3 protein-coding genes are annotated in these 18,551 nt (G+C 47.1%); all 3 read left to right on the top strand.

All coding sequences use genetic code 11. The annotated features are described in order from the left end of the window. Window positions 1-104: 104 nt before the first annotated feature. The 3 genes from K8S19_01165 to carB all read left to right on the top strand — a co-directional run bounded on the left by K8S19_01165 (window position 105) and on the right by carB (window position 18,368). Window positions 105-13,655 carry a hypothetical protein gene (locus K8S19_01165; GenBank protein ID MCD4812295.1) on the top strand — a complete coding sequence of 4,517 codons (13,551 nt, stop codon included), beginning with the start codon at window positions 105-107 and terminating at the stop codon, window positions 13,653-13,655. A 309-nt stretch (window positions 13,656-13,964) separates the two neighbouring features. Further along, window positions 13,965-15,062 carry a glutamine-hydrolyzing carbamoyl-phosphate synthase small subunit gene (gene carA, locus K8S19_01160; GenBank protein ID MCD4812294.1) on the top strand — a complete coding sequence of 366 codons (1,098 nt, stop codon included), beginning with the start codon at window positions 13,965-13,967 and terminating at the stop codon, window positions 15,060-15,062. A gap of 54 nt (window positions 15,063-15,116) precedes the next feature. After that, on the top strand, window positions 15,117-18,368 hold the full coding sequence (gene carB / locus K8S19_01155; protein MCD4812293.1) for a carbamoyl-phosphate synthase large subunit: 3,252 nt from the start codon (window positions 15,117-15,119) through the stop codon (window positions 18,366-18,368). Window positions 18,369-18,551: the final 183 nt, after the last annotated feature.

The following is an 18,551-nucleotide window of genomic DNA, read 5'->3' as shown; positions in this document are numbered from 1 at the left end:
TAAAAAATACGTGGACAGCTTGTAGATGCATCATATCTATGCTATATTTGAATTATCTTTCTATACTATATAGACGAATAAATGGAGTGATGTGGGAGTGATGGATGCTTGAAAGTAAGGGTCCCGAAAGGCTGACAACAAAACCGGGAATGACATCGATTATGGTCTGGCATAATCCCCAATACCGTCAGTGGGTAAGGGTGATTGCTATTTTTGTGATGTTGACCTTTGTTTTACCCTACCTTACCTGGGCATTTGACTCTGCGACGTTCCCAAGCAGTCTGCCCTCTGTGCTTTTTAATCATCAGAAAGTGCTTATTCCCGAGAAATTAGGGACTGTGAACCACCTTTACCAAGGTGATAACCGCTTGGTCGTGCATATTCAGGATTTGCATTGCAACTATGAAGTGCAGATGAATATTGCCAGGATTATTCATTTGTTGGCTGAGAAACACGGTCTCCATTTGGTTTCGGTTGAAGGAACCGCACTGCCCATCAATACCACCAAGATCAGGACATTTCCCATCAAGAAAATTCGGACCGAGGTGAGCGATTACTTTGTTCGCAAAGGCAAGCTTTCCGGTGCAGAGTATTACGCAGCGGTCGGTGAACATCCGGTATTGCTCGAAGGTATTGAAAGTGCAGATCTTTATGCACGCAATAAACGCTCGGTTGAATTTATTCTCAAAGACGAGGGGCAGGGTTACTGCTATGATCTGCGGGACCGCCTGGATGCGCTTAAATCAGTGCTGTATAATCGCCGTTTGTTGAAATTTGATAATCAGTGCATGCTTTACCGGGACGGAAAAACCAATGTTTTGACACAAACGCTTTTTTTACTGAAAATTGCGCGTCAACTGGGGCATGATCCTGGAATTTATCCCAATGCCGTGATGTATGCCAAACACCGCCGGGAATTTTTCACACCGCAAATAGATGCGGATGCACTTTTTAAGGAATTGGAAATTCTGGAATATAATTTACGCGACTATTTTTATACCGGCACAGGTCAGCGTGCCTTGGACCGGCATCTGCGTCACTTGGTGATTATCGAGAAGTTGATGAGTATCTCCGGCAGTCCGGAGGACTTAGGTGTTTTCCGACAAAACCGCGCTGATTTTCAGGTACAGCGTTTTGCTGATTTCATTCGTGCCCATGACAAGACCGGCGAGCTGGAGATGGAGCCGGAAATTTTTATGCTCGACGGGTTTCTTAATGCGGTAGTGGATTTTTATCAGGTGGCGGATGAACGCAGCACCGCTTTTGTGCAAAATACCTTGCAGCGTATGCAAAAACATAATGAAAAGCTGGTGGTTTTGGTGACCGGCGGATTTCATACCGAACACGTGCTGGCCGGTTTGAAGGCGCAGGGGATGTCGGTGCTGTCGCTCAAACCCGGCCTGACTCACCAGGATCTGGTGAATCCTTATTTTACACTCTTGCGCAATCGGAAGACACCCTTGGAAAAGCTCCTCTCCCAGGAGCAGCGTATCTTTACGTTGGAACCTTTTTTACCCAAGGTCGCCGATCCCCATCGGATGGTTAATTCGGGAGAACTCCCGGAACGGGAACGGCTTTTTTCGAAATTGTTGGAGCTGTTTTTTGTCACCAAAACAGTGGCGCATAATTTTATGCAGACCAAGGTTGTGCAGGAAATCGAACAGCGGGTTGAAAAAACACTTGGCGATTATCAAGCCTGGGAAGGGCTTGTCAAGGTGGATGCTCTGGCTGTCCGGAGTCATCCCAACCAGGCGCTTAGTTTTCCGGTGACGGCATCCGGTCAGAGAGACATGCTGGCTGTGGTCTGGCCGGGCAAGCAACGTCTGGGGATCGATGAACGGGCCATTCTGGAAAACGCCGCTTTTTCAGAAGAGCATATTGCAATGATCCGGTCGGAAAATAGAGGAGAAATGCAAGCTAAACTGGATGCGATGCCGTCGCGCGCTTTGGCGGATTTGAAGCTGCGCGAGTTAGTGCCGCTATATCTGGGTCAACGCGGGTTTGGCAGCGTGGGAACGTATGTGTATAAACTTTTCCGGTATTTAGGCGAGGCACGTTTTCAGGAGCGGGCCGGACGCGTTTTAAGAAAACTAGTTGGATTACAATTTTCCACCGGCGATTTGAGAAAGCTCGGGAGAAGACTAAGGCTTTCTGAAAATTTGCGTAATGCAGCCCTGCTGACGTTGTTGTTTTATTGGGCGCCGTTGGGGCTCACACCCCGGGATTTATTTGTCACCTATCCCGGTATGGTAACACTCTCTTTGGTTTTCTTTGTTCTGCGCGGTGGGGATAAGATATATGTCAAGACTTATGCAAACCGTTTGCAAGCGGTCTACGACCTGATGGGCTCCCTGCCGGGGATTCGCTCTTTGCTGGAAAAGGGAGTAATGATTAATGATATCGGACCGGGTTGGCCTATGGTCACCACCGGCGAATTGACTGCTTTTGCGAAAACACTAAATCCTGCCAATCGGATTATTGTAGCGGAAAAACCCGGACGGGTTCCGGCGTATGTGCTGCGTGAAAAAACCCGGGGGCGGTTTTCGCTGTTTACCCGGGATGGGAAACTGCTGGATGTGTTTGGAGATGGTGGTGCCGTGGTGAGGAAAAGTCTTGTCACCCGCTGGAATGTAAACCGTATTTTCAATGGCATTCATAAACAAGGAAAAAATTATTTTGGTTATGGATTGGAGAAAGTACCGCTGGAAGCGGAACTTGAAAAAGCGGGTTTTGATCTACAGGAAGCTGATCTTGGTCACGGTATCAAGGCAGATATAAAAACCTGTTTTAATACGCTCTATATGTATAAAGGCCGGACCGCTGAGGTGCTGCACCGCATGGGTGATGATCTGGAGGAAGGCGGCTATCTTTTGGCCGGGCATAGTGTCAGCCGGGCCGGGCAGGCAACCTATATCCAGGTGTACCGAAAAAAAACAGGTATGCTGGTGCCTGTGCTGGGTGCTCTATTCACGGGAAAAAATTGGCATCATTTTTCCATGGATGCGTTTTCCTTGCAACAGAGCGCGCGTATGCTGGAAAAGTTTTATGATTACTCAGACAGACATATGACCTTTGATACGGACGAATTGTTGATTGATTTGCGGGCCTCGGCCGGACAAATTTTTTTGAAAATCACCGGTGCCAATGATGCGGAAGATGCATTTAACCGTGTCCCGGAATCCGGTGAAAAGCTTTCCACCCGGTCGGCGGAGGACTCGCCTGATATAAGCGTGACGCAGGCGGGTCATACCATCGCGAATGCGAAGTTGTCGCGCGAAATAATGAAGGGGAATGTTTTTACAGTTGATCAGGAGAATTTGATTCATCCAGTGTCCTATGAGGATCGCGGGAAAAGGAAAAATGTCAGACCGGTTTTGGGGAAATTATCCGATGCGGAAATAAAAACAGTCCAATTGCGCATAGCACAAACGGTGCCGGTGAAAATTGACGCGATTCGTCATCCAGGAGGTGCCCTGGATAAGGTTATCAGAAAATTTGCGGTCCGGGATATTGCCCCGGTGCTGGGTTTGTCTGTTACTGAAACCAAAAAAAGATTGATGGAAATTGCACGGACAGTGGATATTTTACTTGTACAAGGTCGATTCACATTATATGAAAAAGGTCCGTTTGCACACACCCGTAGAGGTCAAGCGGAACCGGAACCGGGAATTTGGCTGGGAGAGCGGATTTTTGAAATTGCAACGGAAAAAGAAATAGCGCAGGTATTGCTGGAGGAAGCCAAACATATTTTAGCGCCGGAGCTTGAACATCATATTATCAAGCACTCGGAAAAATTAGTCGCCAAACTGCGTAACCATGCCAAGACGATTCAGGAAAAAACAGAAGCGTTTTTATGTCAACAGATACCCAGCGGCAAGCGGGCGGAATTTGAGGATCTTGTTTATCAGCGGGATGCGGCCGGGCGGCTTTATCTGGAAGCCATCCTGAGCGGACGCTACGGAAAAACGGCGGTGGTGGATTATCCGGACGCGATTGTTAAAAAAGTCGTTTTGAATAAGCGCCAAGGATTGACTCACGGCGGGATTCCGGTTTGGGATAAATTGACGGAACTGAAACATCTGGCGGGCCGGTTCCCGACATTGAAAAAGTTTACAGAAGTAACCGTGGAATATCATCAGGGAAAAATTATTCGTGCCTGGGCCGGTGACCCCTATCCCGGAGATGATCTAAACGCACCCGACCGGAATGTGCCGTTGGTATATTTTGCATCTCCTTTCGATGGGCAAGGTTGGGCGATTGCCGGCCGTAATGTCATGTACGTGGTACATAATAATGAAAGATTACCCGTGAAGATTGCCGGGCAGTTTTTGGAAAAACCCCTTGCAAAATTACCAGCATTACTAAAAGAATTAGGATTGAGCTATCATCCGGGCATCCTTGTTAAACACGGGAGGACAAACGGTGCCGGAATATTTACCCATAATAAAAAGCCGGTCTTTTCAAGGAAAAAATACGGTCATCATCCGGTATGTATTGAATTTGCTGGAAAAGAAATTGTCCGGATATGGTTGGGTGATCCTTACCCCAATGATTATGATAAAGATGAGAAAAATCCTTCAGCGAAGTTGTTGTGGTTCCGGTCTCCGGGAGATGCGGAAGATTGGGGAATTGACGGCGAAAACGTTGTCTATGTTGAGGAACATGGCGAATACATTGTGCAGGAAATTGTAGGTCCTGATTATTTGAAATCCAAAATACAAGACTATAAAAACGCCCTGGTTAAAAAAGTCAATCCGACCCATGAGGGTGGTCTTACGCATGGTGGAATAACCTATTGGTATACGCACATGGGGCTTACCCAAGAAGATGAACTCACTTTGGAATATGAAAATGGCGACTTGGTGCGGGTTTGGTTGGGTGATCCGTATTTAGATCGCGATCCGGATAATCCGGATCGCGATGTCCCGTTGATTTGGTTTAAGGAAAGCAGGCATACCCAGGGGTGGAAAATTAAGGGGCGGAATATTGTTTGTCAGGAAGACCAGGGTCGATTGAAACCAATGGAGATTGTTGGGACGAACTATACCCGGAAGTCAATTGAAAAATATCCGCAATGCTTTGTTGCATCAGTTTATACCGACAAAAACGGTTTTATCAACCATTATGGCGGGAATATTCAGCTTGGGGAAGCGTATGGAAATCGGGATGACTTTATTGTGGAATACGCAATGGTGGATGGAAAAACAACGATTGTGAAGGTTTGGGCAGAGAATCGTGACCAGGATAGGGAAGTTATTCAACTACCGGATACAGCGTCACTTATCTATAAACTGGAAACAGTGAAGGGACAGAAAAAAGTTTGGAAAAAAAGGCCTGATCATAAACGTGTTGGAAGGGCGGAACGTACCCGTCGTTTGGGTTTTACCATTCAGCAAAATCGTGTTCTGGATGCCATCGAGGCTCTGGGGGGGCGTGCAACAATAGAAGAAATTGCGGCGACGATCCGGCAAGCGAATTATGTTGTTGTTTCAGTGATGAACCAATTGGATTTTGTATCGGTGAATAAGCAAAGAATGCAGCAAAACCGTTTGCCCCTCTATCCGGTTTTGGATACCCAAACCAAACGATTACAGGATGAAATAATTGCCGCGATGGAGATGTTGGGTGGTATTGCCACCCAGCAGGAAATTGTAGACTATAGCGGCCAGCACAGACGACAAATCAACAAAATTTTGGGAGATGTGGATTTTGAGTTGGTAAACAGGATACGGGAAAAACAGGGGTTGTTTCCCTTGCAAGTGATTGATTACCGTACAATTAGCTATAAGTTTTTTGGCATTAAGGGGAGTGGAAGTCATTTTATAAGGGAAGATATAATCGGGGGGTTGGAAAAATTGTATGGAAAGCGGTATACCGGCTTGTTCCAAAAAACACTGGTCCCCTGGCTGCAATATATTACGAAAACATTTGTGCCGCTTTCGGATGATATGTTTAATACTATTAATCGTGAAGATTTATTGATGATTCTTTCCGGGATTGTTCAAACGCGATTCGCCGCGTTGCTTGATCAAAAAAATGCACAAGGTGCCATCAAAGGACTGGAAGACGAGCGCATGGTTTTCCAGCGATATTGGGGGAGCATCGTTCCGAAGGCTTTTAATATCACGCGATCGGTTTTTTCTGAATTGAAATTGGATTCTGAAAATTATCTGGATTGGGAAGGCGCGGGGATTGAAGAAGTATTTTCCGCAAATCTCGAAAAAGTAATCCGGCAAATGGAACTGGATAGAATCGTGTCCATTGCCCCGGTTTCGATTGAATTCAATGCAAAGCAGCGGTTTGCCCGGGCGGCATTGCGCTACAATGATTTGCGTAAGCAATCGGATACTCAGCCATCGGAGATGGGCGGATTGATGCCCTGGCTGCGGGATTATATGATGAAGCGGTGGCATTGGACGGGCGAGCGCTATCGGAAATGGGCATGGGCGATTGAAGCTGTGCCCATGGGTGTTGCCGGTCTGGCAGCCGTATCGATTGCTCTGTGGACCGGATTTTTAGATCCGGCAATCGGATTATCCGCACTTGCGACAGCTGCTGTGCGTTTTTCCTGGGGACTCTTCCCGGTTATGCATTTGGCCAAAGACGGGTCTTTCACTTGGCAAGGATTGAACCAAGCAGAGAAAAAAAATGTGGGTTTTTCGATTGCATTGGCCGTGGTCAATATGGCAGTTAGCTTCACAGCAGTACCATTCTGGGGTTTGATTGCCTTTGGTTTGCTGTCGCACTTTATTGCTAATTTTTTAATGAAAAGTTTTCCGTGGGAAATAGAATTTCAAAATCCATTGAAAATGATGAGAATCGTTACTCCTCAAGGCTATTTCGGCATACCGGTGCCACTATGGCAATCGCCGGTATTGATGATGCAAAAAAATGATGGACAAGACACGTTGGTGTCTAAAGCCGCTTCTTTGGTTGGAAGTCTCATTCGCCGTAACCGGATTTATCTTTTGGATGAGTCAAGCAACACTTATTTCGCAGTAAAAGAAACCGGTAAGGATTATTCGGAGGACACAGTTGTGCAGTATCCTGATTGTATTGTTAAAAATGTTTATTTGAATAGTCTGGGTGGATTGACACATGGAAAAAAAATACTCTGGCAGCGCAATGCTCGATACAAAAATCGAAAAGATATTACTGTAGAGTATCGTGACGGCAAGGTGATTCGCGCATGGGCCGGGGATCCTTATTCCACCGATTTTAAAAGCCATCCGGATGTTGATGTCCCCATGATTTATGTAACTGCCACAGAGTACATCGGAGATTGGAAACTGGAAGGTGAGAAAATTATGTTTGCGGTTAAGGACGGCAAAATGAATTTTCTTAAGATTGTTGGAAAAAAATTCACAAAAGATATGAAAAATGCGCATGAACGTATTATTTTAAAAAATGTTCATGCGGGTAAAGAATTGGATCTGGCTAAAGAACCACGGTATATTGGGTTGGCGTATAACGGACGGGATGATCTGTGTGTTGAATATGAAAAGGGGCGTCTGGTTCGTGTTTGGGATGGGGATCCTTACGCAAAACACGATATAGATAATCCTGATAAAAGTGTTCCTTTGATTTGGTTTGCAGAACCGGTTTATGCCGAGGGTTGGCGGATCAAAGGACGCAATTCGTTTTATGTTGAAAAAAACGGCAAATTAGAGTCTGTCGCGATTGCGGGGAAATTTTCTAAGGAAGCTGCGGTGGATTATCCGGACGCTATTGTGAAAGAGGTGCGAGTTTCAGAATTTGATGGTCAATTGTTGCTTGGGGACACAAAAAAACAGAATATCTATCTGCCGGAATTAAAGGGTGCTGCTGATTTGGTTGCGGAATATCAAAATGGTGAAATTGTTTGTGTCTGGAATGGAGATCCGTTTACAGCTACTGACTTGACGGTTGATCGCGCGATACCGCTTGTTTGGTTTAAGGAGACCCATCATGCAGCAGGCTGGACGTTGCTGGGCAGGAATGTTTTATATACTCTGGAAAAGGGGAAATATCTTCCTAGAAAAATTGTTGGTAAATATTTTGCGCAGCATACGAAAAACAAATATAACTGCGGGTTTTTGAAAAATGTACGATCTACCAAAGACGGGATTGAAATTGGTTCGAAATCGGTCAGAAAGATTCCCGGAAAATTTAAAAATCGGGATAATTTGGTGGTGGAATATGATGGTGATACTATTCTTCGTGTCTGGGCGGACCAGCCGTTCATTCATGATGAAATCAACCGTCCTGATCCCAATGCACGTCTGATTTATTTTGCGCGACCCGGGTTGGCACACGGCTGGCGTTTGGAAGGGCGAAATATTGTTTATTTAAAAGCCGGCAAGCAACTGTTGCCGCAGGAAATTATTGGGCGTGATTATACAGAAAAAACTATTGATAAATATCCAGATTGTATTGTCAAGTCGGTAATGACCGGGGAAGGAGGCAGCCTGGATCATTTTGGACCAGTTTGGTCTGCTACCCAATATCGAGCCTTGATTGACGAGATTACACTTGAGTATAAAAAAGGTGAAATTGTACAAGCTTGGGACGGAGATCCATTTCCTGAAAATGATTTGAATCGTCTTTCTGAGTGGGCACAACCCATTGAACTCTCACAGGGTAAACGTGTGAAAGTTGCGCCGCTTTCTAAAGCGGCTTTGGCAGTGAATCGAATTTTGAAACGACTGCGTGATAACCGATATGGCGGATATATCCGGGTCCTTGCGCACCGCATGAACTTTGAGGATGCGGTATTTTTAGCCGATCATCTTTTGGATGAAAATAATATGGGGTTTGCCCTGGTTTTAATCAATCGGGCTATGCCCAAGGAAGAAAAGAAAATCATACAGGAAATGCTTGGGACGCTACATCCTTCCTTTACACCTTTTGATGAGCAAGGAAGGGAATTGTCAAATCGTCATGAAATTCAAACGTTTCATAATAAAATGAGGCACATTGATTCCCGAATTCAAATGGTTTTGGTTGATTTGTTTTTACGAGATGCTCTATCAATCGGAAAAATTATTGATATTGAAGATAGGATTCTTCAGGATGTTCGAAGTCGCGGAAATGCACCAGCTTGCCTAAAAGCGTATTTTGTACTGCGGCGTGAAGCTGAACAATCAGGACAGACCATTGCGGATAGTGTTGTTTTTAATAAACTTTATGGTCAGGGATTTGATTCGGATACCGTTCGTCGGGTCATGGGACGTCAAAATCGTAATGTTGAAAAACCGAGTGAAGTATTGACGGCGCTTGAAGAAAAGAAAAGTACTGCGGTGATACGCGAAGCGGAACGAGATATTGGTCAATTGCTTAATGTATTTGAAGCGGTTGGTATTTTGGATCCGCGTGCAGCAGAAAAAGGGATAAGAAAAATCCCGCAGTTGGAGCGGGCGGAAGTTGTCTATGTTCTGTTGGATATGTTGAAACAGCAGTACAAAGTGTTTGATGAAATTGATGTTTGGAAATTGTCGAATCGTATTACTGTGGCGGATATAGTAACGGTGTTTCGCCAGGTACGCATGGAAACAGTAAAAATTGATGCAGGTATTGTCAGCAATAAGGATGAAATTTCAGAGATGGTCACCCGATTGGCTGTAGCTGCCGGGCTTCTATCAGAAGAGAAACAGGTTCGTCAGGATGATGCAAAACGTTTTGATGACTTCGGCGGTCAGATGCCCTGGCTGCGGGATTATATGATGAAGCGGTGGCATTGGACGGGCGAACAGTATCAACGCCGGGCTTGGTTCGTTGAAGCGGTGCCCATGAGTGTTGCCGGTCTGGCAGCAGCGTCGATTGCCATGTGGACCGGATTTTTGGATCCCACGATGATTGCTGTTTGGTTTGCATGGGGATTATTCCCGATTATGCATTTGTTCAAAGACGGCCGCTTTGCATGGCAAGGATTGACCCGGACGGAAAAAATCAATGCGCGTATTTCATTGCTGTTGGCTGCGGGCAATGTCGCGTTTAGCTTGACTGGGATACCTCTGCTGGGAATGATTGCGTTTGGGCTGGTGACGCACTTTGTGGTTGATTTCATACTTAAAAAAGCTCGATGGCAACAGGTCGGCAAGATAACGGCGGTGATAATTAGTGGATTGTTATTTGCCGGACGATCGGTAGGCGGATTTTTCCAGGCGATCGGTAATGTCCTTCGTCCCGGTCTGTCGTCACGTTCCGGAGATGCCGACGCGGCGGCCATCAAGACCTGGGAGGTTGACACGGAAGTATTGGCATCCGATCCGGTGGCGTATTATGCCCGGTTGATAGAGACGGCGCCGACAGATACTATTAGAAATTACTTGTTATGGGGAGCGGAAGCCGGAAATTTACAGGCTTTTTTGATTGGTTTGAAACCCGCGCTTTTAGTCTCGGTAGATACTTCTATTTTAAGTGCCATGCAAAAGCACGGTCTTTTCGGGCCGGGGGTCCAAAGTGTGGAGCATTCCGGATTTGGCATATTTCTGTATACTGCGTCTGCGGTTGTTCGTCGTATTGAACAAAATAGCGATCTTTATCAGAACTGGCTCCCGGAAACCGGAATGACAGGAGATGCCATCCGGTCAGTGATTCCCGCGATGATTCCGAGAATGCTGCGATTGAATAACCGTCAGTCAGACTGGCGTCATCCTGCCCAGCTCGGGGTGCTGCTCGGTTTCCCCAGGGAAGAAGCCGAACGTTATGCGCAAAGAGATGATCTGGCTGATTTTATTTACAACAGCCTGTTGGATAAGAAGCTGACTCCGGAAGAAAGAAAGCTAATACAGCTTTTTTATCAGCCGATTTTGGATTATCGGCGCATTCATATGCGCGGCAGTGTGGGTAAATCCAGCCGGGCCCGGCATAAGCAACTGCGCCCGCGGGTGGGAAGTTTGATTGATAAATATATGCCCATGCTGAGCGGGGCGAGGAAAAATGCCTTTCTTAATTTGCAAGCCACGACTGTGATGGGTGCTTTCTATATGACAAGTGAGACCGGCGCCGGGGATGTTTTTCGTAAGCAGGTTGCCGAAGCATTCCGGCATTCGGGTATGGCTGAGCGTGTTCAGCAGTTGAAAGCGGAGCATACGTATCAATTAACCCGGTCACGGCAGGAAATTCTGCAACAGATGAAATTTGAATTGCGTCGTGCGCATGCAGCCAAGCAGGAGTTGCGGGCGATTGATCTGTTTGGACGGTTGTTGAAAACAAAGAAGCAGGATCAGCGTGTTCTGGCGAAATTGATTCTGCGTATCATTGCAAAATACGAGATGTGGCTGGCACGGGGGAGTTTTGACCCCCAGGCCAATGAGGCGGCCATTGCGCAGTTTGTGGAACTTGATGTAACTGAAACGGTGGAAAATTCAGACCGGCAGGATGCAAAGTTACCGACGGTAGGTGAAAAAAAGCCGGATGTTGTAGTCGCTGGGGTGGAAACTAAAATAACTTCCCGCAATCTGGAAACACAGTGGCAGGTGCTGGCAAAGGAAGATTTTCCGCGGGATGATCAGGGGGTCTACCGGGCATTTACGCGGGCGGAACTGGCCGGGAAAATACAGATCAGAGCCGAGGCGTTATTGAATAACTTGACAGGTTGGCCACAGAGGGATTTTGGGGAGTTTACGGAAAAAATTATGCAGGCACTATGGCCGGGAGATGACATTCTGGCTTCAATCACAAGTGAGTGGCAGCTGCTGCCGATTGAATCGAAATCCAATGAAATACATCGCTCGGTTGGAGATCTTGAAAAGGTCGGGCGAGCGCTCCCGTATTTTAATTTTTTTGCTGAGGCGGATGTTGCCTGGGAAAAAGATGCGGACGGCAAACATCATTTGACCGGACGCTTGCGTGCGCCCGGTGCACGCCGTATCTATTTGGCACGGGCGGCCGGGAGTCATTATGAAGCGGCCCATTATCAGCAGCAGCTTTCCGGTGATCAGGCGGATCAGATGGATGCCCGGATTTTCACTATTTCCCGGGATGCGCTGGGTGTGGAGTGGTTCGGATGGCTGCAGCATGTGACGTCCACCCATGCCGAACAGAGCCGGACCTACGCCGAGTATGAAGAAAAACTTCTGGCTTTTTTTGAACAGGAACATCAGAGCAATCCATCATTTCGTAAGATGACGGAGATTCTCAGGAAGCAGATTAAAGCATCCGGTATTTTGAACGATACGCAGGAATTTTTGGTGATTGATGAGGTGGATATCGGAACCTATCAATTGCTGTTTAAATATATTGTGGAAAAATATCAACCTGAGTCCAAGGTGACTATTTTTGTGGGTGACAGTTGGGTGGGAGATCAATATAAAAACGAATTTTACAATACCCAGCCTGTTTTTGCCTATCGGAACATATTGATCAGTGATTATCCGGATGTCAAACTGCATATCCTGGAAGAAGTTTTCGGCATGAGTCCGGAGACGGCCTGGAAGCATTTTAATGCCATGGGGAATATTTCAGCTGATCTGCCCCAACCGGTGAAGATCGAACCAACCACAGCCAATGATGCATCGCCCGAGTTTCAACCGGAGTCACCGCAAGTATTATTGGGGTCTTATTTACGGAGTCTGCTGATTTACAATGGTGTCGTTGAATTCAACCGACTGGCCCCCGGCGAGCTGGCCAAAGCGGAGATTGCTTGGGAGCCCGCACAAAAGGGTGAGCCTTTGACCGGACCGATTACGCGGGAAATGCTTCCACCGGATGCGATGAGCAACCGTTCTTTAACCGGCACCCGGCCCGGTTGGCTCCGGTTTTATCAATTGTTGATGCGTCCCGGTTTCCGTATGCGTTCACCGATGACATTTTTCATAAACGGACTGGCGTTTATTTTGCAAGGTGTTGGTGTGCTGGCAATTGCGATACGCGGCGGCACCACAGATGCGGACACCCGGCGCACAAGAAAATTGAGTCTGGCGGAAAAACAAGCTGTACTCGGGGACGCTTTAAACGCCCGGTCGTTTGATGCCGGACGTATTCGGGTGCGTCCTTTGTCGGAAACCAAGCGGTCTTTTATGCAGCATGTTGTTAAAGGCAGTTTGTTGGGTGATTTTGAGATAAGCGATCAGGGGACGTTGCATATTTTTCTGCCTGATGCGGTGTATCATCAGTCTGGAAATCCCATTGCCGCCCAGATGGCCCGGATGATGCTCTGGACACAAACCATGCGCTATCATGCTGCCATGGATGCCGTGAATACGCGTATCGGCCGGGAACTGGCGCAATCAACGCTGTCCCATGCCATCCTTGATCCCAATGCGTTGACATCGGTTAAAAAAGATGCGATTCAGTTTGCGCGTAATGCAAATCGCAGACATGCCGGGCAGCTGGCGGATACAATGTTGTTCATGCTGGCAGGTAAGTTTTCCGGGATAAACGCCATGTCCGCAGGTCCGGGGAAACAAGCTGCGCAGCAAGAGTTGGAAACGATGCTGGTTACGTTTAATGAAATTATTCGGCAGTTACCCGCATCAATGCGTCATGCTGTCTCTGTAGAGAAAGGTGTTTTGGATAACGCCGGAAGGACTCTTTGGATTCCAAATAGGATGAGCAGAAGGCAGTTTGGACTCTATATGGATATTTTGAATTATCTTGGACTCGGAATTGACAGGCGGGAGCTGGACCGCAAATGGCAGCGTCCGCGACGTGCCACTCAATCTGCTGCGTAAAGGCAAAAATTTAAAAATATGGTCCACAGATTTACACAGATTAAGTGCAGCCCAGAGCGTAAAAGGGTAAGTGCATTAAAAGTTTTTAACTCAAAAAAATAAGTTTTTAATCTGCGTTAATCTGTGGAATCTGTGGATAGGGTTTTGGGATTTGCCCTTATTTTTAAATCATATAATCACGTTCCAAAAAAAAACTTGAAATCAAAAAAGTTTGTGTTATATTATCAAGAATTTTGTGGAAAATTTGCAGGTGTCGGTCAGGTTGGAAACAGACCTCTACATATATAATATAGTGAGAAGGTGGCTTTATTGGACGCGATTCTGGTTTTAGAGGACGGCAAGGTATTTAAGGGGAAATCATTCGGCACACAAGGAGAAATGATTGCCGAGGTGGTATTTAATACCGGTATGGCTGGGTACCAGGAAGTACTGACCGACCCGTCTTATTGCGGTCAGATGATCGCGATGACCTATCCACTCATTGGCAACTACGGTGTTAATGAAGATGATATGGAATCGTCTCAAATTCAAGTGGCCGGTTTTATTGTCCGTGAACTATGCCGCTGGCATTCAAATTTTCGTGCGACCAAGTCATTGGAAGACTGGATGAAGCAGCAAGGGATCATGGGGCTGGAAGGTATTGATACTCGTGCGTTAACCCGTCATATCCGGCAGACCGGCAGTATGAACGGTATTTTGACAACACAAAGTACGGATAGCAATGCTTTGGCGGAGAAAGCCCGTCAGGCACCGCATATGACAGGTCAGGATTTGGTCCGGAAAGTTACCTGTGAAAAAGCCTACCCATTTCAGGACAAAACAATTTCACCACCGGCGGGCAAGTACAACGTAACTGTTGTTGACTGCGGTGCCAAAAGCAATATCTGCCGGGAACTCGCGCTGCGCGGATGCAATGTTACCGTGGTGCCGGCACAAGCGTCGGTGGAGGATGTCCGGGAACAAAAGCCTGACGGGATTATGGTTTCCAACGGTCCCGGTGATCCGGCGGCAGTTCCTTATCTTATCGAGACCATTAAAAATCTGTTAGGTAAGGTGCCGATTTTTGGGATTTGCCTGGGACATCAGATTCTATCACTCGCATTGGGCGGCAAGACTGAGAAGATGAAATTCGGGCACCGCGGCGTTAACCATCCGGTTATGGATATGCAGACCCGCAAGGTCAGTATTACTTCACAAAATCATGGTTTCTGTGTCGATGCCAATTCATTGTCGGATGAGATTGAGATTACACATATTAATATGAATGATAAAAGCGTGGAAGGGATCCGGCATAAAAAATTTCCGGTATTTTCCGTCCAGTACCACCCGGAATGCTCGCCCGGTCCGCATGATGCAAAATATTTATTTGATACGTTTATGGAAATGATTGAGAAGCATAAAAAATGAATTGCGTAGGGAATGGTCGCGACCATTCCCTACAATACGGTAAAGGAATGCAACATGTCCAAACGTACGGATATAAAAAAAATACTCATCATAGGATCAGGTCCCATCGTCATCGGTCAAGCGTGTGAGTTTGACTACTCCGGGACGCAGGCCTGCAAAGCATTGAAAGCCGAAGGCTATGAAATTGTTTTGGTGAATTCCAATCCGGCAACCATTATGACTGATCCTGAAATGGCTGATCGAACTTATATCGAACCAATCACACCTGAAATCATGGAAAAAATAATTGAGAAAGAAAGACCGGATGCAGTTCTGCCGACCCTGGGCGGCCAGACGGGATTGAATACCGCCGTGGAGACGCATAAACTCGGCGTTTTTGATAAATACAATGTCGAAATGATTGGACTGAATATTGAGGCCATTCATCGCGGCGAGGACCGGGAAAAATTTAAGCAGGTGATTTTAGGGCTGGGGTTGGACCTGCCGAAAAGCGGCTTGGGACGTTCGATGGAAGAGTCGGTCAAAGCGGCGGAAGAGATTGGCTATCCGGTCATTATCCGTCCGGCCTTTACCTTGGGCGGCACAGGCGGCGGTGTGGCTGATAATGAAACGGAGTTTAGAAAAATTGCCGCACTTGGACTTGAGAATAGTTTGATCCATGAAATTCTTGTTGAGGAGTCGGTCACCGGTTGGAAGGAATACGAGCTTGAGGTCATGCGTGACAAGGCCGACAATGTGGTAATTATTTGTTCGATCGAAAATCTTGATCCCATGGGTGTGCATACGGGTGACAGTATTACGGTGGCGCCGGCCCAGACACTCTCAGACAAAGAATATCAGAAAATGCGTGATGCCGGGATTGCCATCATCCGTGCCATCGGTGTTGAGACCGGGGGATCAAATATCCAGTTTGCAGTAAATCCCGAAGACGGCCGTTTGGTCGTGATTGAGATGAATCCGCGCGTCTCCCGTTCTTCGGCACTGGCCAGTAAGGCGACCGGTTTTCCGATTGCCAAGATCGCGGCACTTTTGGCGGTGGGATACACGTTGGATGAAATCCCGAATGATATTACTCAAAAAACCATGGCATGTTTTGAGCCGACCATTGATTATTGTGTTGTCAAAATTCCTCGTTTTGCGTTTGAGAAATTTCCGGGAGCTGATCCCAAACTGGGTGTTTCCATGAAATCAGTGGGCGAGACCATGGCCATTGGCCGGACATTTCGCGAGGCGTTTCAAAAAGGACTGCGCGGGCTTGAAATTCATCGGTCCGGGTATGAGCATTATCCTAAAATCGGGACGGATTTGACAAAAGATATTTTGAAAGAACGTCTGGCCAAACCTCATGCAGAACGCATGTTTACCCTGCGGGAAGCCCTGCGGCAGGGGATGGCGATTGAAGAAATTTATGCCGTTACCGGAATTGATCCCTGGTTTCTACACCAACTGGCCATGCTGGTGGAACGTGATCTAAAAGAAGCCAAAGCCGGTCATACACTTGAATCCATCAGTGCCGAATGGATGCGGGAAATCAAACAGGAAGGTTTCAGCGATCAGCAGATTTCCGGCTGGCTCAATTGTACGGAACTGGAGGCGCGGGCGAAACGGAAGGCACTGGGTGTATTGCCTACCTATAAATTGGTGGATACCTGCGGTGCTGAATTTGAGTCCTATACACCCTATTGTTATTCGACCTATGAAACTGAAAATGAAATGGCGGTTCCCTCGGATAAAAAGAAAATTATGATTTTAGGCAGTGGTCCCAACCGGATTGGTCAGGGCATTGAATTTGATTATTGCTGCTGTCATGCTTCGTTTGCCATGGAGGAATTGGGGTATGAAACCATTATGGTGAACTCCAATCCGGAAACGGTTTCCACGGATTATGATACTTCCGACAAACTTTATTTTGAGCCATTGACTTTTGAAGACATTATGAACATTATTGACCAGGAAAAACCCGCAGGCGTTATTGTTCAATTTGGCGGGCAGACACCTTTGAATTTGGCACGGCGGTTGGAAGATGCAGGGGCTCCCATTATGGGAACGCCGGTGGAAGCGATTGAAAGAGCGGAGGACCGCGACCAATTTGCTAAATTGATGGTAGAACTGGATATGGCGCAGCCGGAAAACGGCATTGCCCGGTCAGTGGATGAGGTGTTGGAACATGCCAATACCATCGGGTTCCCGGTGTTGGTGCGGCCTTCTTTTGTTCTCGGCGGTCGTGCCATGCGCATTGTCTATGATCCTAAATCACTCATGGATTTTGTTCAGGAAGCGTTTGATGTGGCCGAGGGTCAACCGGTGCTGATTGATAAATTTTTAGAAGATGCCATTGAAGTGGATGTCGACGGTGTGTGCGACGGCGAGACTACCGTGGTGGCAGGCATTATGGAACATATTGAGGAGGCGGGTATTCATTCGGGCGATTCGGCCTGCGTTTTGCCCCCGCATACACTGTCGGAAGAAGTGATTGAGCGTATCAAAATCTATACGGACCGGATTGCGATGGCGCTGGGTGTTCGCGGGTTGTTGAATATTCAGTTTGCGATACGCCGCGGCAATATTTATGTTTTGGAGGTCAATCCGCGCGCATCCCGTACTGTGCCGTTTGTGAGCAAGGCCACGGGACAACCTTGGGCCAAGATCGCTTCCAAAGTCATGGCAGGAAAATCCTTGCAGGAACAGGGGATTGCAGGTCCGATCCAGCGGCCTAATTTTTGTATCAAAGAATCTGTGCTGCCTTTCTCCCGTTTTGCGGGTGTAGACATTTATTTGGGACCGGAAATGAAATCAACCGGTGAAGTGATGGGTGTGGACGCATCCTTCGGCATGGCATTTATCAAATCGCAGATGGGAGCAGGGCAAAAGCTGCCGTCAGGCGGAACGGTTTTTATCAGTGTGAAGGATGATGATAAACGCGATATTGTTTTTTTAGCGCGTCAGTTGCAGGAACTGGGTTTTGAAATTGTATCCACACCCGGTACGACCAAAGTTTTGAAATCCAATAATATTCCTGTTTCGACCGTGGAAAAAATCGGACACGGTTCGCACAGCATCCTGGATTTGATCAAAGACGGGAAAATTCAGTTGATTATTAATACTCCCTTCGGGCCGGTCGGACGTGAGCATGTCAGGCCGATCGGGACCCTGGCGGTGGGGCATGGCATTCCCTGCATCACCACCTTGCAGGGTGCGCAGGCGGCGGTGAACGGTTTGCGCGTTCATCGGGATGTGCCCTTGACAGTTTCGCCATTGCAAGAATGGTATGGCAAGGCGCAGAGCGCCTTGCCGGAACAGCAGTGAGCAGAACAGCGGAACAGCAAAAACTGCTGTGGTCTGCTGATCTACTGATCTGCTGATCGGGAAAGAACCAAAGGCGTAGGGGCGCGATTTATCACGCCCAGGAATTTGTGGTGAATCACGAATTGAATTTGGGCGTGATAAATCACGCCCCTACAAAAGACACCAATATATAACATTTCGAAA

The organism is bacterium (genome assembly GCA_021108215.1).
GTDB lineage: Bacteria > Oederibacteriota > JAAXVQ01 > JAAXVQ01 > JAUVAV01 > JAIORK01.
This window is presented reverse-complemented; position numbering and strand designations above follow the sequence as displayed.